The 19,511-nt window shown below is 61.6% G+C and carries 18 protein-coding genes; 14 read left to right on the top strand and 4 right to left on the bottom strand.

Going from position 1 to position 19,511, the window contains the following annotated elements:
• Positions 1–295: 295 nt before the first annotated feature.
• Positions 296–1,063, top strand: a complete 768-nt coding sequence (locus tag H3H51_RS00605; RefSeq protein WP_183087080.1) for an FCD domain-containing protein — start codon at positions 296–298, stop codon at positions 1,061–1,063.
• A 15-nt stretch (positions 1,064–1,078) separates the two neighbouring features.
• Here H3H51_RS00605 and smpB read toward each other — a convergent pair whose 3' ends face one another.
• Positions 1,079–1,561, bottom strand: coding sequence for an SsrA-binding protein SmpB (gene smpB / locus H3H51_RS00600; RefSeq protein ID WP_183087079.1), 483 nt, complete (start codon positions 1,559–1,561; stop codon positions 1,079–1,081).
• 146 nt (positions 1,562–1,707) lie between these two features.
• Between smpB and H3H51_RS00595 the strand changes: the two genes are divergently transcribed.
• Both H3H51_RS00595 and H3H51_RS00590 read left to right on the top strand, forming a co-directional pair.
• A complete protein-coding gene (locus H3H51_RS00595; RefSeq protein ID WP_183087078.1) occupies positions 1,708–2,142 on the top strand; it encodes a type II toxin-antitoxin system RatA family toxin in 435 nt (144 codons plus the stop codon).
• Positions 2,135–2,452: an RnfH family protein gene (locus H3H51_RS00590; protein WP_183087077.1), complete on the top strand. Its 318-nt coding sequence runs from the start codon at positions 2,135–2,137 to the stop codon at positions 2,450–2,452. Before H3H51_RS00595 ends, H3H51_RS00590 begins: the two co-directional genes overlap by 8 nt.
• 54 nt (positions 2,453–2,506) lie before the next feature.
• On the opposite strand, the gene H3H51_RS00585 is transcribed toward H3H51_RS00590, so the two are convergent.
• The gene (locus H3H51_RS00585) at positions 2,507–3,025 is read right to left on the bottom strand and encodes an outer membrane protein assembly factor BamE (RefSeq protein ID WP_183087076.1); all 519 of its coding nucleotides are present in this window, start codon (positions 3,023–3,025) and stop codon (positions 2,507–2,509) included.
• Between the two features lie 97 nt (positions 3,026–3,122).
• On the opposite strand from H3H51_RS00585, the gene fur reads away from it, so the two are divergent.
• Complete coding sequence (fur, locus tag H3H51_RS00580; protein ID WP_183087075.1) at positions 3,123–3,536, top strand: ferric iron uptake transcriptional regulator; 414 nt, start codon at positions 3,123–3,125, stop codon at positions 3,534–3,536.
• A 55-nt stretch (positions 3,537–3,591) separates the two neighbouring features.
• On the opposite strand, the gene recN is transcribed toward fur, so the two are convergent.
• Positions 3,592–5,265, bottom strand: coding sequence for a DNA repair protein RecN (gene recN / locus H3H51_RS00575; protein WP_183087074.1), 1,674 nt, complete (start codon positions 5,263–5,265; stop codon positions 3,592–3,594).
• Positions 5,266–5,547: 282 nt separating this feature from the next.
• Here recN and grpE point away from each other — a divergent pair, with 282 nt between their 5' ends.
• The 8 genes from grpE (at position 5,548) to H3H51_RS00535 (ending at position 15,816) form a co-directional block, all read left to right on the top strand.
• Entirely contained in the window at positions 5,548–6,117 is a 570-nt protein-coding gene (gene grpE / locus H3H51_RS00570; protein WP_183087073.1) for a nucleotide exchange factor GrpE, read from the top strand.
• Positions 6,118–6,228: 111 nt separating this feature from the next.
• On the top strand, positions 6,229–8,145 hold the full coding sequence (dnaK, locus tag H3H51_RS00565) for a molecular chaperone DnaK (protein WP_183087072.1): 1,917 nt from the start codon (positions 6,229–6,231) through the stop codon (positions 8,143–8,145).
• 120 nt (positions 8,146–8,265) lie between these two features.
• Positions 8,266–9,396, top strand: a complete 1,131-nt coding sequence (gene dnaJ, locus H3H51_RS00560) for a molecular chaperone DnaJ (RefSeq protein ID WP_183087071.1) — start codon at positions 8,266–8,268, stop codon at positions 9,394–9,396.
• A 10-nt stretch (positions 9,397–9,406) separates the two neighbouring features.
• Positions 9,407–10,210, top strand: a complete 804-nt coding sequence (gene dapB, locus H3H51_RS00555) for a 4-hydroxy-tetrahydrodipicolinate reductase (protein WP_183087070.1) — start codon at positions 9,407–9,409, stop codon at positions 10,208–10,210.
• A gap of 327 nt (positions 10,211–10,537) precedes the next feature.
• Positions 10,538–11,674 (top strand): glutamine-hydrolyzing carbamoyl-phosphate synthase small subunit, encoded by a 1,137-nt coding sequence (gene carA, locus H3H51_RS00550; protein WP_183087069.1) that lies wholly within the window; start codon positions 10,538–10,540, stop codon positions 11,672–11,674.
• Positions 11,675–11,709: 35 nt separating this feature from the next.
• Positions 11,710–14,931 (top strand): carbamoyl-phosphate synthase large subunit, encoded by a 3,222-nt coding sequence (carB, locus tag H3H51_RS00545; RefSeq protein WP_183087068.1) that lies wholly within the window; start codon positions 11,710–11,712, stop codon positions 14,929–14,931.
• Positions 14,928–15,404, top strand: coding sequence for a transcription elongation factor GreA (gene greA / locus H3H51_RS00540; protein WP_183087067.1), 477 nt, complete (start codon positions 14,928–14,930; stop codon positions 15,402–15,404). The genes carB and greA overlap by 4 nt, the downstream gene beginning before the upstream one ends.
• A complete protein-coding gene (locus tag H3H51_RS00535) occupies positions 15,382–15,816 on the top strand; it encodes a DUF4149 domain-containing protein (RefSeq protein WP_220790796.1) in 435 nt (144 codons plus the stop codon). The genes greA and H3H51_RS00535 overlap by 23 nt, the downstream gene beginning before the upstream one ends.
• An 18-nt stretch (positions 15,817–15,834) precedes the next feature.
• Here H3H51_RS00535 and yhbY read toward each other — a convergent pair whose 3' ends face one another.
• Positions 15,835–16,146 carry a ribosome assembly RNA-binding protein YhbY gene (yhbY, locus tag H3H51_RS00530; RefSeq protein WP_183087066.1) on the bottom strand — a complete coding sequence of 104 codons (312 nt, stop codon included), beginning with the start codon at positions 16,144–16,146 and terminating at the stop codon, positions 15,835–15,837.
• Positions 16,147–16,729: 583 nt separating this feature from the next.
• Here yhbY and ftsH point away from each other — a divergent pair.
• Together ftsH and folP are read left to right on the top strand one after the other, a co-directional pair.
• A complete protein-coding gene (gene ftsH / locus H3H51_RS00525; protein ID WP_407926451.1) occupies positions 16,730–18,646 on the top strand; it encodes an ATP-dependent zinc metalloprotease FtsH in 1,917 nt (638 codons plus the stop codon).
• Positions 18,647–18,654: 8 nt separating this feature from the next.
• Positions 18,655–19,506, top strand: coding sequence for a dihydropteroate synthase (gene folP, locus H3H51_RS00520; protein WP_183087065.1), 852 nt, complete (start codon positions 18,655–18,657; stop codon positions 19,504–19,506).
• The last annotated feature ends 5 nt before the right edge of the window (positions 19,507–19,511 follow it).

Raw genomic sequence — 19,511 nt, 5'->3', positions numbered from 1 at the left:
GCTCCTAATTGTTGTTGGAGGTGCCGATAGTGCTCGGGCTGGCGGTCCTGCTTGTGGCGGGAGGCAGCCTAGTCGAGCGGTGCAAGTGGCTGGATAAATTGGTAATACCAATTTACAAAACCGACGAGTCAGGGTAAAAGCGCACCTGTTGGCCTGTCAATTTTGCGCGCTACGACTTTGGTCGAACGGCTCGGGTGGCGGTCGATCTTGTGGTGCCCGGGTGGGCTGGTTAGGCTGCTGCGATCAGCGGCAAAACGTGCGCCAGAACGGCGGATTGCAAGGGGTGGAAAGGGATATGGGATTTGGTCAGGTTCGGCAGCGCCGCCTGTCGGACGATATCGTCAGTCAACTGGAATCGATGATCCTCGAGGGCACCCTCAAGGCCGGCGAACGGCTGCCGGCCGAGCGCGCGCTGGCCGAGCAGTTCGGTGTGTCGCGGCCGTCGCTGCGTGAGGCGATTCAGAAACTGGTGGCCAAGGGCTTGCTGGTCAGTCGCCAGGGCGGCGGCAACTATGTGGCGGCGGAGCTGGGCTCGACCTTCAGCGATCCGTTGCTGCATCTGCTGGAAAGCAATCCCGATGCGCAGCGCGATTTGCTGGAGTTCCGTCACACCCTGGAAGGTTCCTGCGCCTACTACGCGGCGCTGCGTGCTACCGAGTTGGATCACCAGCGCCTGCGCGCAGCCTTCGAAACCCTGCAAACCTGCTATGCGCCGGGCAGCAAGGCGACCCGTGAGCAGGAGGGCGCGGCTGATGCCAGTTTCCACCTGGCTATCGCCGAGGCCAGCCACAACGCGGTGCTGCTGCACACGATTCGCGGCCTGTTCGACCTGCTCAAGCACAACGTGGTGACCAATATCGGTGGCATGTACCTGCAGCGCAGCGAGACCCGCGACATGCTGATGCAGCAGCATCGGGCGTTGTTCGAGGCGATTGTCGAACGGCGAGCGGAAGCGGCGCGGGAGATTTCCCACGGGCACATTCTTTATGTACAGGAAGTGCTCAACGAAGCGCAGCAGGAAGCCAAGCGGATGGAGCGAGCACAGCGGCGCCAGGGCACCTGACCCTGGCGGCTGGGCTTAGTCGTCCTTGCCCTTGGTGCGCATGGCGCGCTGCACTTCGCGGTCGGCGTCACGTTCTTTCTCGGTGTGGCGCTTGTCGAAGTCCTTCTTGCCCTTGGCCAGGGCAATCTCGCACTTGATCAGGTGCGCCTTCCAGTAGATCGACAGAGCCACACAGGTGTAGCCCTTCTGCTGGACCGCGCCGAACAGCTTGTCCAGCTCGCGCTTGTTCAGCAGCAGCTTGCGCGTGCGGGTGGGGTCGGCGATGACGTGAGTGCTGGCGGTCTTCAGCGGGGTGATATGGCACCCCATCAGCCAGGCCTCGTCGTCCTTGAGTAGCACGTAACTATCCACCAGCTGCGCCTTGCCGGCGCGCAGGCTTTTCACTTCCCAGCCGGACAGGACCAGGCCGGCCTCGAACTTGTGTTCGACGAAATAGTCATGCAGCGCTTTTTTATTCTGCGCGATGGTCCCCGTAGGGTGTTTCTTTTGCTTAGCCATAGGCGCGGCATTATAGGGAGTCGGCGCCGCGCTGGCGACAGCCTGTGCTTGAGGGGGCAGGGTGAATTCCGCACAATGCGCGCTTCGTTGCGGCTGGCGCCCTGGTTCTGGCCCGCCAGGCGCAGTAGTTGAGGACGCGAGAACCGATGAGCACCCGAATTCAACGTTCTGCGCTGCTGCCCTATCCGGCGCAGGCGCTCTACGATCTGGTCAATGATGTGGCCAGCTATCCGCAGTTTCTGCCCTGGTGCTCGGCTTCCGAAGTGCTGGAGGTGAGCGAGGCGTCGATGCGTGCCAGCCTGACCGTGGCCAAGGCTTCGATCAGTCAGCGCTTCATGACCCGCAATCGTCTGGTGCCGGGCAAGTCGATCGAGATGCAGCTGGAAGAGGGGCCGTTTTCCCAGTTGCAGGGCGTGTGGGAATTCAAGGCGCTGGGCGAAAAAGCCTGCAAGATCAGCCTGGACATGACCTTCGATTACGCCGGGCCGCTGGTGCGTGCCACGCTGGGGCCGTTGTTCACCCAGGCGGCCAACACCATGGTCGATGCCTTCTGTCAGCGGGCCAAGCAGCTCTATGGATAAGCCGGTTTTGCGGGTCGAGGTGGTGTACGCCTTGGCTGGCGAGCAGAAACTGGTGGGCCTGGAGCTACCGGTCGGCAGCACGGCGCGCGATGCAGCTCTGCGTTCTGGGTTGGATGTGCAGTTCGTCGGTCTGGATCTGGCAACTGCACCGCTTGGTATTTTCGGCAAGGCGCTGAGCAAGCCGGAGGAGCGTGTACTGGAGGAGGGCGAGCGCGTGGAGGTCTACCGGCCGTTGCTGGCTGACCCGAAGGAAGTGCGCAAGCAGCGTGCGGCGCGTGCAGCAGAGCAGCGCGCGGCACAGTCTGAGTAATAAACAGCAGGCATAAAAAAGCCCGGCAGTGCCGGGCTTTTTTCTATCCGCAGTTTACTGCGGATTGGCTTCCAGGGGTTCCGGAATCGGTACGGCGACCGGTTTGGCGGAGTCCACTTCGCGCTGAATTTGTTCCTGCAGCGAACCTGGCTTGGCTGGCTCTTCGGCCTGCGGCTGGCTTTCGGTCTGCGGTGCGGTGGTGTTGCCGTCTTCGCCGAGGATCGCCTGGTCGCGGCTGACGCCCGGGACGAAGTCGCCGGCCAGGCCGATCAATTGGTCTTCGCCGCTGAATACCAGGCTGATGCGTTCCTGGTAGCGCTGACGACCGCCCGGCTGGATGCTGTACAGGTAATCCCAGCGATTGGCGTGGAAGGTGTCGGTGATCAGCGGGTTACCCATGATAAACCGCACTTGTCGGCGGGTCATTCCAGGCTTCAACTGGTCTATCATGTCCTGCGTTACGACATTGCCTTGCTGGATGTCGATTTTATAAACCCCGGGAAATGAACAGCCGGCGAGTGCGAGCAGACCCACGAGTGTGAGGCTGGACAGCAGGAGCTTGGTGTTTTGCATCGGTGGGTGACTTCCACTATCTTGGCTAGGCAAAGTAAACCCCGATCATACCCGCATAAACGGGAGCTGCGAAGCAGCAACCAAGAGAAAGCTGACCATGGTTGAAAATAGCGAACTGCGCAAAGCTGGCCTTAAAGTCACCTTGCCGCGCGTCAAAATCCTGCAGATGCTCGATTCCGCCAGCTCCGGCCAGCGTCACATGAGCGCTGAGGATGTATACAAGGCATTGATGGAAGCGGGCGAAGACGTTGGCCTGGCCACCGTGTACCGCGTCCTCACTCAATTCGAGGCTGCTGGTCTGGTTGAGCGGCACAATTTCGACGGCGGCCATGCCGTGTTCGAGCTGGCTGATGGCGGCCACCACGATCACATGGTCTGCGTGGACAGTGGCGAGGTCATCGAGTTTTTCGATCCGGAGATCGAGAAGCTGCAGAAGGAAATCGTCAAGAAGCATGGCTTCGAGCTGGTCGATCACAATCTGGTGCTCTACGTTCGCCAGAAGAGCAAGTGATTCGAGCTGAATAAAAAAGGCGCCCCGCAGGGCGCCTTTTTTGTGCGTGCAGCATTCAGCTCTGCGCGCTGGCGACCATCTTGCGGGCGTGCTGCAGCGACTCTTCGGTGAGGTCGACGCCGCCGAGCATGCGTGCCACTTCCTCGATGCGCTGCGGTGTGTCGAGAGTTGCCACGGCGGTACGGGTTTCCTCGCTGCCGCGCTGCTTGTGCACGAACAGGTGGTTGTGACCCTGGGCGGCAACCTGCGGCAGGTGGGTGACGGTCAGCACCTGGCCGCGTTCGCCGAGGCGACGCAGCAACTGGCCGACGACTTCGGCAGTCGGGCCGCCGATGCCGACGTCGACTTCATCGAACACCAGGGTCGGTACGCGCGAGGTCTGCGCAGTGATCACCTGGATCGCCAGGCTGATGCGCGACAGCTCACCGCCGGAGGCGACCTTGGCCAGTGACTTCAGCGGTTGGCCGGGGTTGGCGCTGACCAGGAATTCGACCTGCTCCAGGCCGTAGGGTTGGGGCTCCTCGGCGTTGCTGCCCTGCAGTTGGATGCTGAAACGCCCACCCGGCATGCCCAGGCTCTGCATCTCATCCTGCACGGCGGCGGACAGGAGCGTGGCGGCTTGCTGGCGCAGTTCGCTCAGTTCGCTGGCTTTCTCCTGGTAATGGCGGGCGTAGGCGGCCAGTTCTTCGCCGAGGCGTTCGCTGGCTTGGTCGTCAGCATTGAGGCCTTCAAGTTCCTCCAGCAGGCGCTGCTGCAGCTCGCCCAGCTCGGTGGGCTGGATGCGATGCTTGCGGGCCAGGGTGTAGATGGCGTCGAGGCGTTCTTCGAGGATCTGTTGGCGCTGCGGGTCGGCGTCGAAGTGGTCGATGAAGCGGTTCAGCTCGCCGACTGCTTCTTCTACCTGGATCTGTGCGCTGGCCAGCAGGTTGCTGGCTTCGCCCAAGGCGCCGGGTTGGCTGCTGAAGGCGCTCAAGCGATTGAGGCTGGCGGTCAGGGCGGACAGCACGTTGCCGGCATCGCTTTCGCTGCACAGGTCGAGAACCTGACGGCAGGCGCCTAGCAGCTGTTCGGCGTTGCTCAGGGTCTTGTGTTCTTGCTCCAGCTGTTCCAGTTCGTTGTCGCCGAGGGTCAGGTTTTCCAGCTCTTCCAGTTGGTAGCTGAGCAACTGGTGGCGTGCGCGCTGCTCGTCGCTGGTCGAGGTCAGGCGCTGCAGCTCCTGGCGGGTCTGGCGCCAGCGCTGGGCGGCCAGTTGCACCTGGCGGGCCAGCTCCTGGCTGCCGGTGTATTCGTCGAGCAGGCGGCGATGGGTGTCCGGCTTGAGCAGCGATTGGTGCTCGTGCTGGCTGTGGATGTCGATCAGCAGCTCGCCGAGCGCCTTGAGATCGCCCAGCGGGCAGGGGCTGCCATTGATATAGCCGCGCGAGCGGCCTTCGCTGGTAATGACTCGACGCAGGATGCATGGCCCATCGTTGTCCAGGTCGCGTTCGCTGAGCCAGGTGCGGGCTTCGGGGATGTCGTCGAGGTCGAAGCTGGCGAGGATGTCGGCCTTGTCCGCGCCGGGGCGCACCACGCCGCTGTCGGCGCGATCACCGAGGGCCAGGCCCAGGGCGTCGAGCATGATCGATTTACCGGCGCCGGTTTCGCCGGTGATCACCGACATGCCGCGGGCCAGTTCCAGATCCAGGTGTTCGACGATGGCGTAGTTGTGTACGGACAGGTGCGCCAGCATGGAGATCGCTCCCAAAAGTTAACGGTCCAAAGCCTGCTGCGCGTCGGCCATGCTGCGTTGAAACCGGGCTCGGGCTGCTCATTTACCTTTCGTAAACTCCGCGCCCTCGCCCAGTTTCGCCTTGCCTGACTCTAGCTCGCGAGGCTTTGAGCTTTTTGTGCTGGCTATTTATACAGTGTTTTGTTTTGTCCTGACAATAACCCTTGAAAGCCTGTGTTTGGGCCCCATATAGGCGGAAGAAGAGCGGGCCATGACCCGCTGTTGTATTTACAGGAGGACCCAATGGCTGACGAACAGACTCTCGATACGCAGAACCCGCAGGACAATCCGGCGCCCGAGGCGGTGCTTGGCGAGGATCTGGTTGCGCGTGTGCAATCGCTCGAAGAGCAGCTGGCTGCTGCGCAGGATCAAGCCTTGCGCGTGGCCGCCGACTTGCAGAACGTGCGCCGCCGTGCCGAGCAGGATGTCGAGAAAGCGCACAAGTTCGCGCTGGAAAAATTCGCCAACGACCTGCTGCCAGTGGTCGACAGCCTGGAGCGCGGCCTGGAATTGACCAGCCCTAGCGACGAGTCGATCAAGGTTGTGCGTGAAGGCATGGAGCTGACCCTCAAGCTGTTCCACGACACCCTCAAGCGTTATCAGGTCGAGGCGGTCGATCCGCACGGCGCACCGTTTAATCCGGAGCACCATCAGGCGATGGCCATGGAAGAAAGCACCCATGTCGAGCCGAATAGCGTGCTCAAGGTGTTCCAGAAGGGCTACCTGCTCAGCGGTCGCCTGCTGCGCCCGGCCATGGTCGTGGTCAGCAAGGCACCGAGCGCTCCGCTGCCGTCGATTGACGAGCAGGCTTGAAATTCGGGGCTTCGGCCCCATCTATTAGTACAAGCGATTTAGTGCTGGCGCGGCCAATCCAATCAACGGGCCGCGCAACCAAGGTCAAAGACAAAGTTTCGGGAGAGTGAAATGGGCAAAATCATCGGTATCGACCTGGGGACTACCAACTCCTGCGTCGCAGTTCTGGAAAACGGTAGCGTCAAGGTCATCGAAAACGCCGAAGGCGCGCGTACCACGCCTTCCATCATCGCCTACACCAACGATGGCGAGATCCTCGCAGGCCAGTCCGCCAAGCGTCAGGCCGTGACCAACCCGCACAACACCCTGTACGCGGTGAAGCGCCTGATCGGTCGTCGCTTCGAAGAAGAAGTCGTACAGAAAGACATCAAGATGGTCCCCTACAAGATCGCCAAGGCCGACAACGGTGACGCCTGGGTGGAAGTGAAGGGCCAGAAAATGGCGCCGCCGCAAATTTCCGCGGAAGTGCTGAAGAAGATGAAGAAAACCGCCGAAGACTACCTCGGTGAGCCAGTGACCGAAGCGGTCATCACTGTGCCGGCCTACTTCAACGACAGCCAGCGCCAGGCCACCAAAGACGCAGGCCGCATCGCTGGTCTCGAGGTCAAGCGCATCATCAACGAGCCGACCGCGGCTGCGTTGGCCTATGGCATGGACAAGGGCAAGGGCGACCACACCGTGATCGTCTATGACCTGGGTGGCGGTACCTTCGACGTGTCGGTAATCGAAATTGCCGAAGTCGATGGTGAGCACCAGTTCGAAGTGCTGGCCACCAACGGTGACACCTTCCTCGGTGGTGAGGACTTTGATATTCGCCTGATCGACTACCTCGTCGACGAATTCAAGAAAGAGTCCGGTATCGACCTGAAAGGCGATCCGCTGGCCATGCAGCGCCTGAAAGAGTCTGCCGAGAAGGCCAAGATCGAGCTGTCGTCCGCGCAGCAGACCGACGTCAACCTGCCGTACATCACTGCCGATGCCACCGGTCCGAAGCACCTCAACGTGAAGATTTCCCGCGCCAAGCTGGAAGCCCTGGTTGAAGAGCTGGTTACTCGTACCATCGAACCGTGCCGCATCGCCCTGAAAGACTCCGGTCTGGACGTTGGCAGCATCGACGAAGTGATCCTGGTCGGCGGTCAGACCCGCATGCCGCTGGTGCAGCAGAAAGTCGCCGAGTTCTTCGGCAAGGAAGCGCGCAAGGACGTCAACCCGGACGAAGCCGTAGCCATCGGTGCTGCGATTCAGGGCGCCGTTCTGGCTGGCGACGTCAAAGACGTGCTGCTGCTCGACGTATCGCCGCTGACCCTGGGTATCGAAACCATGGGTGGCGTGATGACCGCGCTGATCGAGAAGAACACCACCATTCCGACCAAGAAGTCGCAGGTGTTCTCGACTGCCGACGACAACCAGGGCGCGGTGACCATTCACGTGCTGCAGGGCGAGCGCAAGCAAGCCGCGCAGAACAAGTCGCTGGGCAAGTTCGACCTGGCCGAGATCCCGCCGGCGCCGCGTGGCGTACCGCAGATCGAGGTGACCTTCGACATCGACGCCAACGGCATCCTGCATGTCGGCGCCAAAGACAAGGCCACCGGCAAGCAGCAGTCCATCGTGATCAAGGCCAACTCCGGCCTGTCCGAGGAAGAAATCGAGCAGATGGTGCGTGACGCCGAGGCCAATGCCGAGGAAGACCGCAAGTTCGAGGAACTGGTCACTGCCCGCAATCAGGGCGATGGTCTGGTTCACGCCACTCGCAAGATGATTGTTGAGGCGGGCGACAAGGCGACTGCCGACGAGAAGGCGGCCATCGAAAAAGCACTGGGCGAGCTGGAAGTTGCAGTCAAAGGCGACGACAAGGCGGCCATCGATGCGAAGATGAATGCCCTGTCCGAAGTCACTGCACCGCTGGCGCAGAAGATGTACGCCGAACAGCCGCAGCCGGGCGCTGCTGCTCAGGGTGCGGACGATGCTCAGGACGCGGCCGACGATGTTGTCGATGCCGAGTTCGAAGAGGTCAAGGACAACAAGTAAGCCACGGCTTACCTCCGTCCTTGCCTGTCGAAGCCTGGCTTCGACAGGCGCGATTCGCCGCGCGGGAGCTTGCTCCCGCGTTGGCGTGTCTGGGGCAGACGAATTTAAAGGTGTAGATGTATGGCCAAACGTGACTATTACGAAGTGCTCGGTGTGGAGCGCGGCGTCAGCGAAGCCGAGCTGAAGAAGGCTTATCGGCGCCTGGCGATGAAGCACCACCCGGACCGCAATCCGGACGACAAGGCTTCGGAAGAGAAATTCAAGGAAGCCAACGAGGCCTACGAAGTGCTCTCCGATGCGAGCAAGCGCTCGGCCTATGACCAGTACGGGCATGCCGGTGTCGACCCGCAGATGGGTGGCGGTGGCGGCTTCGGTGGCGGCGGGGCGAACTTCTCCGACATCTTCGGCGACGTGTTCAGCGACTTCTTCGGTGGTGGTCGTGGCGGCGGCTCGCGTGGCGGCGCCCAGCGTGGCAGTGACCTGCGCTACACCCTGGAGCTGGATCTGGAAGAGGCGGTGCGCGGCACCACCGTGACCATTCGTGTGCCGACCCTGGTCAACTGCAAACCGTGCGATGGCTCCGGGGCGAAGAAGGGTACCAGCCCGGTGACCTGTACCACCTGTGGCGGCATCGGTCAGGTGCGCATGCAGCAGGGCTTCTTCTCGGTGCAGCAGACCTGCCCGCGCTGCCACGGCAACGGCAAGATGATCACCGACCCCTGTGGCTCGTGCCACGGCCAGGGTCGCGTGGAAGAGAGCAAGACCCTGTCGGTCAAGGTGCCGGCGGGTGTCGATACCGGTGATCGCATCCGCCTGTCGGGCGAAGGTGAGGCTGGCAGCATGGGTGGCCCGGCGGGCGACCTGTACGTGGTGGTCAATGTGCGCGAGCACGCGATCTTCCAGCGCGACGGCAAGCACCTGTATTGCGAAGTGCCGATCAGCTTCGCCGACGCGGCGCTGGGCGGCGAGCTGGAAGTGCCGACCCTGGATGGCCGGGTCAAGCTGAAGATCCCGGAAGGCACCCAGACCGGCAAGCTGTTCCGCCTGCGCGGCAAGGGCGTGGCCCCGGTGCGTGGCGGCGGTGCTGGCGACCTGCTGTGCAAGGTGGCGGTGGAAACCCCGGTCAACCTGGACAAGCGCCAGCGCGAGCTGCTGGATGAGTTCCGCAAGTCGTTGGAAGGCGACAGCTCCCATTCGCCCAAAGCCAGTGGCTGGTTCGACGGCGTGAAGCGCTTCTTCGGCGACATTTAAGGAATCGGCTATGCGACGTATTGCAGTGATGGGCGCCGCCGGGCGCATGGGCAAGATACTCATCGAGGCGGTCGACCAAGCAGAAGGCGCCCAGCTGACCGCCGCGGTGGATCGTCCGGACAGTAGCCTGATCGGTGCCGACGCCGGCGAACTGGCGGCGCTGGGCAAGATCGGCGTGATTCTTGCGGGTGACCTGAGCGCGGTGCTCGATCAGTTCGATGTTCTGATCGACTTCACCCATCCGTCGGTCACCCTGAAGAACCTGGCGGTCTGCCGCCAGGCCGGCAAGGCCATGGTTATCGGTACCACCGGCTTCAGCGTCGAAGAGAAGCAGTTGCTGGCGGAAGCGGCCAAGGACATTCCGATCGTCTTCGCGGCCAACTACAGCGTCGGCGTCAACCTGTGCCTGAAGCTGCTGGATACCGCGGCTCGAGTGCTGGGTGACGAGGTCGATATCGAGATCATCGAGGCGCACCACCGGCACAAGGTCGATGCGCCGTCCGGTACCGCGCTGCGTATGGGCGAAGTGGTGGCCAATGCCCTGGGGCGCGACCTGCAGAAGGTCGCGGTCTACGGTCGCGAAGGCCAGACCGGTGCGCGCGAGCGCGAAACCATCGGTTTCGCCACGGTGCGCGCTGGTGATGTGGTCGGTGATCACACCGTATTGTTCGCTGCCGACGGCGAGCGCGTGGAAATCACCCACAAGGCCTCCAGTCGGATGACCTTCGCCAAGGGTGCGGTGCGTGCGGCCCTGTGGCTGCAAAGCCAGTCAGCCGGGCTTTATGACATGCAGGATGTGCTGGGGCTGAGCTGAGAGCCCGCTCAAAATCTGCTGCGCGTCGGCCATGCTGCGTTGAAATCGGCTCAGAATGCTCATTTACAGCTCGTAAAGTGCGCTTCTTCGCCCGATTTCGCCTTGCCTGGCCCTAGCTCGCGAGATTTTGAGTCGGTTCTACGATAGCGTTTCGGTCCATCCAGGCGGTGGACCGAAAAGGCACTTTCCTGTAAGCTTCCTGCTTTAGTGTGTCCACTAAAAGTAACGCAGAATGAATCAGATAAAGAAGCGGGGTGACGGTCAATACGTCATCCCGCTTTTTTACAACCTGCGTTTGTGCAAGTTTCAGATCTAAGGGAGGTCTTCTTGACTAAGCCAGCCATACTCGCCCTTGCCGACGGCAGCATTTTCCGTGGTGAAGCAATCGGGGCCGACGGCCATACCATCGGTGAGGTCGTGTTCAACACGGCCATGACCGGCTATCAGGAAATCCTCACCGATCCTTCCTATGCCCAGCAAATCGTCACGCTGACCTACCCGCACATCGGTAACACCGGCACCACGCCGGAAGATGCCGAGTCGAGCCGTGTCTGGGCTGCCGGCCTGATCATTCGCGACCTGCCGCTGACTTCCAGCAGCTGGCGCGACAAGCAGCCGCTGGACGAGTACCTCAAGGAAAATGGCACCGTTGCCATTGCCGGCATCGATACCCGTCGCCTGACCCGCATCCTGCGTGAAACCGGCTCGCAGAACGGCTGCATCCTGGCTGGTGACGATGCCACCGAGGAAAAGGCGCTGGAACTGGCGCGCAGCTTCCCGGGCCTTAAAGGCATGGATCTGGCCAAAGTGGTCAGCTGCACCGAGCGCTACGAATGGCGCTCCAGCGTGTGGAACCTGAAAGATGACGGCCATCCGGAAGTCGCCGCCAGTGAGCTGCCGTACCACGTGGTTGCCTACGACTACGGCGTCAAATGGAACATCCTGCGCATGCTCGTAGCCCGCGGCTGCCGCCTGACCGTGGTGCCGGCGCAGACGCCAGCCAGTGACGTGCTGGCACTGAATCCGGACGGCGTGTTCCTGTCCAACGGCCCTGGCGACCCCGAGCCGTGCGACTACGCGATCCAGGCGATCAAGGACGTGCTGCAAACCGAAATTCCGGTATTCGGCATCTGCCTCGGTCACCAGTTGCTGGCCCTGGCCTCTGGTGCCAAGACCGTGAAAATGGGCACTGGCCACCACGGTGCCAACCACCCGGTACAGGATCTCGACAGTGGCGTGGTGATGATCACCAGCCAGAACCACGGTTTCGCCGTGGACGAGCCGAGCCTGCCAGCCAACCTGCGTGCTACGCACAAGTCGCTGTTCGACGGCACCCTGCAGGGTATCGAACGCACCGACAAGGAAGCCTTCAGCTTCCAGGGCCACCCGGAAGCCAGCCCCGGCCCACATGACGTAGCTCCGCTGTTCGACCGCTTCATCGAAGCCATGGCCAAGCGCCGTTAAGCCTGCCGACTGACCCAAGGATTCGAGTAAGAAACATGCCAAAACGTACAGACATCAAAAGCATCCTGATCCTCGGCGCCGGCCCCATCGTCATCGGCCAGGCCTGCGAGTTCGACTATTCCGGTGCCCAGGCCTGTAAAGCCCTGAAAGAAGAGGGCTACCGCGTCATCCTGGTGAACTCCAACCCGGCCACCATCATGACCGACCCGGCCATGGCGGATGCCACTTACATCGAGCCGATCAAATGGTCCACCGTGGCCAAGATCATCGAGAAGGAGCGCCCGGACGCGCTGTTGCCAACCATGGGCGGCCAGACTGCGCTGAACTGCGCGCTGGACCTGGAAAAGCACGGCATCCTGGAAAAATTCGGCGTTGAGATGATCGGTGCCAACGCCGACACCATCGACAAGGCCGAAGACCGTTCGCGCTTCGACAAGGCGATGAAAGACATCGGTCTGGCCTGCCCGGTTTCCGGCATCGCCCACAATATGGAAGAGGCCTACGGCGTACTGGAGAAGGTTGGCTTCCCGTGCATCATCCGTCCGTCCTTCACCATGGGCGGCACCGGTGGCGGCATCGCCTACAACCGTGAAGAGTTCGAGGAGATCTGCGCCCGCGGCCTGGACCTGTCGCCGACCAGCGAACTGCTGATCGACGAATCGCTGATCGGCTGGAAAGAGTACGAGATGGAGGTGGTCCGCGATAAGAAGGACAACTGCATCATCGTCTGCGCCATCGAGAACTTCGACCCGATGGGCGTGCACACCGGTGACTCGATCACCGTGGCGCCGGCGCAAACCCTGACCGACAAGGAATACCAGATCCTGCGTAACGCCTCCCTGGCGGTGCTGCGCGAGATCGGCGTGGAAACTGGCGGCTCCAACGTGCAGTTCGGCATCTGCCCGAACACCGGCCGTATGGTCGTGATCGAGATGAACCCGCGCGTGTCGCGTTCCTCGGCGCTGGCCTCCAAGGCCACTGGCTTCCCGATCGCCAAGATCGCCGCCAAGCTGGCTGTCGGCTACACCCTGGACGAGCTGAGCAACGACATTACCGGCGGTCGCACGCCTGCGTCGTTCGAGCCGGCTATCGACTACGTCGTCACCAAGATCCCGCGTTTCGCCTTCGAGAAGTTCCCGAAAGCCGACGCCCGCCTGACCACCCAGATGAAGTCTGTGGGTGAAGTCATGGCCATCGGTCGCACTTTCCAGGAGTCCCTGCAGAAAGCCCTGCGCGGTCTGGAAGTCGGCGTCGCCGGTTTCGATCCGAAACTCGACCTGACCGACCCGGAAGCCGAGAGCATTCTGCGTCGCGAGCTGACCGTGCCGAGCGCCGACCGCATCTGGTACGTCGCCGATGCTTTCCGTGCCGGCAAGAGCGTCGCGGAAATCTTCGAGCTGACCAACATCGACGAATGGTTCCTGGTGCAGATCGAAGACCTGATCAAGGACGAGGAGCGCATCAAGACCCTCGGCCTCGCTTCGATCGACCGCGACCTGATGTACAAGCTCAAGCGCAAGGGCTTCTCCGACTCGCGCCTGGCCAAGCTGCTCGGTGTGACCGAGAAGAACCTGCGTAGCCACCGTCACAAGCTGAAAGTGCTGCCGGTGTACAAGCGCGTCGACACCTGCGCCGCCGAGTTCGCCACCGACACCGCCTACATGTACTCGACCTACGAGGAAGAGTGCGAGGCCAATCCGTCGAGCCGCGACAAGATCATGATTCTCGGCGGTGGTCCCAACCGTATCGGCCAGGGCATCGAGTTCGACTACTGCTGCGTACACGCGGCGCTGGCGCTGCGTGAAGATGGCTACGAGACCATCATGGTCAACTGCAACCCGGAAACCGTCTCCACCGACTACGATACCTCCGATCGCCTGTACTTCGAGCCGGTAACCCTGGAAGACGTGCTGGAGATCGTCCGCGTCGAGCAGCCGAAAGGCGTGATCGTGCAGTACGGCGGTCAGACCCCACTGAAGATCTGCCGTGCCCTGGAAGAAGCCGGTGTGCCGATCATCGGTACTTCGCCTGACGCCATTGACCGCGCTGAAGACCGCGAGCGCTTCCAGCAGATGGTCCAGCGCCTCGGCCTGCGCCAGCCGGCCAACGCCACCGCGCGCAGCGAAGACGAAGCCCTTGCCCACTCCAAGATCATCGGCTATCCGCTGGTGGTGCGTCCGTCCTACGTGCTGGGTGGTCGCGCGATGGAGATCGTCTATCAGGAAGACGAGCTCAAGCGCTACATGCGCGAAGCCGTGAAAGTGTCCAACGACAGCCCGGTGCTGCTCGACCACTTCCTCAACTGCGCCATCGAGGTCGACATCGACGCGGTGTGCGACGGCGAGACCGTGGTGATCGGCGCGATCATGCAGCACATCGAGCAGGCCGGCGTGCACTCCGGTGACTCGGCGTGCTCGCTGCCGCCGTACTCGCTGCCGATGCATATCCAGGACGAGATCCGCGAACAGGTCAAGAAAATGGCCCTGGAGCTCGGCGTGGTTGGCCTGATGAACGTGCAGATGGCGGTGCAGGGCGAGGACATCTTCGTCATCGAAGTGAACCCGCGCGCTTCGCGTACCGTACCGTTCGTCTCCAAGTGTGTCGGCGAGTCGCTGGCCAAGGTGGCTGCCCGCGTCATGGCTGGTAAATCGCTGGCCGAGGCTGGCTACAGCAAGGAAATCATCCCGCCGTACTTCAGCGTCAAGGAAGCGGTGTTCCCGTTCGCCAAGTTCCCAGGCGTTGACCCGATCCTCGGTCCAGAGATGAAGTCCACCGGTGAAGTCATGGGTGTCGGTGACACCTTCGGCGAGGCCTTCGCCAAGGCTCAGTTGGGCGCAAGCGAGATCCTGCCGAACTCCGGCTGCGCATTTATCAGCGTTCGCGAAGACGACAAGCCGTTCGTCGAGCAGGTCGCTCGCGATCTGGTTGCCCTGGGCTTCGAAGTGGTCGCCACCGCCGGCACCGCCCGCGTGATCGAGGCTGCTGGCCTGCCGGTACGCCGGGTGAATAAGGTGACCGAGGGCCGTCCTCACGTGGTCGACATGATCAAGAATGACGAAGTCACGCTGATCATCAACACCACCGAAGGTCGTCAGTCGATCGCTGACTCCTACTCCATTCGTCGTAACGCTCTGCAGCACAAGGTCTACTGCACCACCACCATCGCGGCGGGTCAGGCGATCTGTGAAGCGCTCAAATTCGGCCCGGAAAAGGCTGTGCGCCGTCTGCAGGACCTGCATGCAGGAATCAAGGCATGACCAAATACCCAATGACCGTGGAGGGCGCTCGCGCCCTTGAAGAAGAGCTGGCGCACCTGACCAAGGTCGTGCGCCCCAAGCTCAGCCAGGACATCGGCACCGCCCGTGAGCTGGGTGATCTCAAGGAGAACGCTGAGTACCACGCTGCCCGCGAGCAGCAAGGCATGGTCGAGGCGCGTATTCGCGATATCGAAGGCCGTCTGCAGAATGCCGTGGTTATCGATGTCACCACCATCGCTCACAGCGGCAAGGTGATCTTTGGTACCACTGTCGAAATCGCCAACTGCGAGACCGATGAAAGCGTCACCTACCAGATCGTTGGTGAGGATGAGGCGGACATCAAGCTGGGCAAGATTTCCGTCGGCTCGCCGATCGCCCGTGCCCTGGTGGGCAAGGACGAGGGTGATGTGGTGGTGGTGAAAACCCCGAGCGGTCTGGTTGAGTACGAGATTGTCGAAGTCCGCCATATTTAAGCGTCAGCCGCCGCGCGCGGGGGCGATCAGTTGGCAGCTGGCCCAGACTTTCTGGGTTGGTGGCCTGTGGCTGTTGCACTTCGTGATGCTGCCGGCGCTGGAGAAGATCGGCCTGGCGCCACTGCTGGTGGAAACTATCAATGCCACGCTCAGTCCGTTGCTGATCGGCTTTGCGGGTTTCTGTGTGCTGCTGCAGGCGCTGGTGCTGACTCAGGCCGAAGGGCTGGCCAGTCTCTGGCGCGACTTGCGCGGCCAGCTGCTGCTGGTGGTGCTAGGGATGGTTGCGGTGTTCTTTGCCGTGCGCCACTGGCAGCCAGGTGCCGAACGCGGGCTGCTGTTCTGCTACATGGTGGTGGCGCTGTGCGGGCTGGTGCTGGTGCTGCAGCCCCTTCCGGGGCGTAGCGGTCGCTAAGGTCGGGCGCTACCGCTATCAGGCTTGATGGCGGTGAATGTTGGAGAGATTTTTGTTGGCCTTGGGGTTCTTGCGGTAGACCAGGGCCATCTTGCCGATGATCTGCACCAGTTCGCAGCGGCCAACCTTGCCCAGCTCTTCGATCATGGCGCGGCGGTCGTCACGCTCGATGATGCGGAATTGTACTTTGATCAGCTCGTGATCATTCAGCGCGCGCTCCAGCTCGGCCTGCACGCCTTCGGTCAGGCCGTTCTCGGCGACGATCAGCACCGGTTTCAAGTGGTGGCCGATCGATTTGAAATGTTTCTTCTGTTCGTTGGTAAGCGCCATGATCTGATCCTGCGACTGGGAAGCTGTCGGAGACGGACTGCATTTGCGCTGCTTTGGCGAAAGTCAGGGGACCGCATTGCGCGGTTTCTCCATCCCTTTTGCCAAAACTGGCTCCGCGTACCGAGGCTCCAGATATCTTCTGAACTGTAAAAACGGCGTAGTTTACCCGAGCGTGCCGGCACGCGCCCAGCTAATCACGACCGGCCGCATAGCGGTGTTACGGTCCGCTTGAAGATCAGCAGGCGTTGGCTGATGTCCGCCAGGCCTTGTGATTTTCAATATGGCCCCAATATGAATGGTGTGAGGCTGGCTTGCAGGTCCGCGCCACGTGCCGTCGAGAGTTGGTGCTGGGCCTGAAAGAGCTTGATTGGTAGCTGAGCAATGCATGCTCGCGCGCTCCTGTCGCGAGGCCTAGACTGGAACTGCAGTTGTGCGTTTTGGTCGGATGAGGCGCGACAGGGCTCATAAAGGGTTACAGACGGCACCTGCCAGGGGCAGGGTTGTGTAGTAAGTTAGGCGGGTATATCTCAAGCCGTTATGCGAAGCGCGTTTCAGGACGAGGCTCGCTTCAGAGGGTAGCTAATTGAACGACATGGCAAAGAACCTGATCCTGTGGCTGATCATCGCGGCCGTCCTGGTCACCGTGATGAACAACTTCTCCAGTCCGAGCGAGTCCGGCAAGCTGAACTATTCCGAGTTCATCCAGCAGGTTCAGCAAGGCAAGGTTAAACAGGTGACCGTGGATGGCTACATCATCAGCGGCAAGAACCTCGATGGCACCGCTTTCGAGACGGTGCGCCCGGCTATCGAAGACCGTGGCCTGATCAAGGACCTGATCGACAACAATGTCGAGATCGTCGGCAAGCAGCCTGAGCGCCAGAGCATCTGGACCCAGTTGCTGGTCGCCAGCTTCCCGATTCTGGTGATCATTGCCGTGTTCATGTTCTTCATGCGTCAGATGCAGGGCGGTGGCGGCGGCAAGGGTGGGCCGATGAGCTTCGGCAAGAGCAAGGCGCGCCTGCTGTCCGAAGATCAGGTGAAAACCACATTGGCTGACGTCGCCGGTTGCGACGAGGCCAAGGAAGAGGTTGGTGAGCTGGTCGAGTTCCTGCGCGACCCGGGCAAGTTCCAGCGCCTGGGTGGTCGCATTCCCCGTGGCGTGCTGATGGTTGGTCCGCCCGGTACCGGTAAGACCCTGCTGGCCAAGGCCATTGCGGGTGAGGCCAAGGTGCCGTTCTTCACCATTTCCGGCTCCGACTTCGTTGAGATGTTCGTCGGCGTAGGCGCCAGCCGTGTGCGTGACATGTTCGAGCAGGCCAAGAAGCATGCGCCCTGCATCATCTTCATCGACGAAATCGACGCTGTCGGTCGCCATCGTGGCGCCGGTCTTGGTGGTGGTCACGACGAGCGTGAGCAGACGCTGAACCAGTTGCTGGTGGAGATGGATGGCTTCGAAATGAATGACGGCATCATCGTCATCGCCGCCACCAACCGCCCGGATGTGCTTGACCCTGCGTTGCTGCGCCCAGGCCGCTTCGACCGTCAGGTGGTCGTGGGGCTGCCGGATATCCGTGGTCGCGAGCAGATTCTCAAGGTGCACATGCGCAAGGTGCCGGTGGGCGATAACGTCGAGCCGGCGGTGATTGCCCGTGGTACTCCGGGCTTCTCCGGTGCGGACCTGGCCAACCTGGTCAACGAGGCTTCGCTGTTCGCAGCGCGTGGCGGCAAGCGCGTGGTCGAGATGAAGGAATTCGAGCTGGCCAAGGACAAGATCATGATGGGCGCCGAGCGCAAGTCCATGGTCATGTCCGAGAAGGAAAAGCTAAACACCGCTTTCCACGAGGCGGGCCACGCCATCGTGGGTCGCCTGGTGCCTGAGCATGATCCGGTCTACAAGGTGTCGATCATCCCTCGCGGTCGCGCCCTGGGCGTGACCATGTTCCTGCCGGAGGAGGATCGCTACAGCCTGTCCAAGCGCGCGCTGGTCAGTCAGATCTGCTCGTTGTTCGGCGGACGTATCGCTGAGGAGATGACGCTGGGCTTCGATGGGGTTACCACGGGTGCGTCCAACGACATCATGCGTGCCACTCGTCTGGCGCGGAATATGGTGACCAAGTGGGGCCTGTCCGAGAAGTTGGGCCCGCTGATGTATGCGGAGGAAGAGGGTGAGGTATTCCTTGGTCGCAGTGCTGGCAGCCAGCAGGCCAACGTCTCTGGCGAGACCGCCAAGCTGATCGATGACGAGGTGCGCAGCCTGATCGACGGTTGCTATGCGACTGCCAAGCGACTCCTGGAAGACAATCGCGACAAGCTGGATGCCATGGCCGATGCGCTGATGAAATACGAGACGATCGATGCCGATCAGATTGACGACATCATGGCAGGCCGCACGCCTCGCGAACCTCGCGACTGGCAGGATGGGTCCGGCACGCCGCCGACACCCAAAGAGCAAGTCGATCGGCCGGAAACACCGATTGGTGGTCCGGCGGGCGAGCACTAAGGTCGCACATGATTTCCCCGCAATACCCAGCCCGGCTGCCATGTGGCAGTCGGGTTCTCGATCTTTCCCGTCCGCATGTGATGGGTATTCTGAATGTCACTCCTGATTCGTTTTCCGATGGCGGTCGCTTTGCTGTCCGCGATCAGGCGGTGCGCCATGCTGCTGAGATGTTGGCGGCTGGCGCTACCCTGATCGATGTGGGTGGCGAATCGACTCGTCCGGGTGCTCAGTCGGTTTCTCCTCAGGAAGAGCTCGATCGCGTCGCTCCGGTCGTTGAGGCGATTGCTGCTGAACTCGATGTGATTATTTCCCTGGATACTTCGACGCCTGCTGTCATGCGTGAGGGTGCTCGTCTTGGTGGAGGGTTGATCAATGATGTGCGTTCCCTGCAGCGCGAAGGTGCATTGCAGGCGGCGGCCGAGACGGGCTTGCCGGTGTGCTTGATGCACATGCTGGGCGAGCCGGGAACCATGCAGCGGGATCCTGTTTATCGCGATGTAGTTGCTGAGGTGGCGGATTTTCTCGGGCAGCGTATGGCTGCCTGTGCTCAGGCTGGAATTGCTGTCGAGCGGTTGCTGCTTGATCCTGGATTCGGTTTTGCCAAGACGCTGGAACATAACCTGAGCCTGTTCAAGCATCTGGATGCTTTGTTGGAGCTGGGGCGCCCTCTGCTTGTCGGGGTGTCACGCAAAAGCATGATCGGCCAGGTGCTGCAGCGTGAGGTGGGTGAGCGTTTGTCTGGTGGTCTGGCGCTGGCTGCGCTGGCTGTTGCCAAGGGTGCGTGCATACTGCGGGTGCATGACGTGGCGGAAACTGTTGATGCGGTGCGCATGATCGCTGCCGTGAACGCCGCAGAATAAGAAAG

It is taken from the genome of Aquipseudomonas ullengensis, assembly GCF_014174475.1.
Lineage (GTDB): Bacteria > Pseudomonadota > Gammaproteobacteria > Pseudomonadales > Pseudomonadaceae > Aquipseudomonas > Aquipseudomonas ullengensis.
The sequence above is the reverse complement of the archived record's forward strand: the minus strand, read 5'-3'. Positions and strand labels throughout refer to the sequence as shown.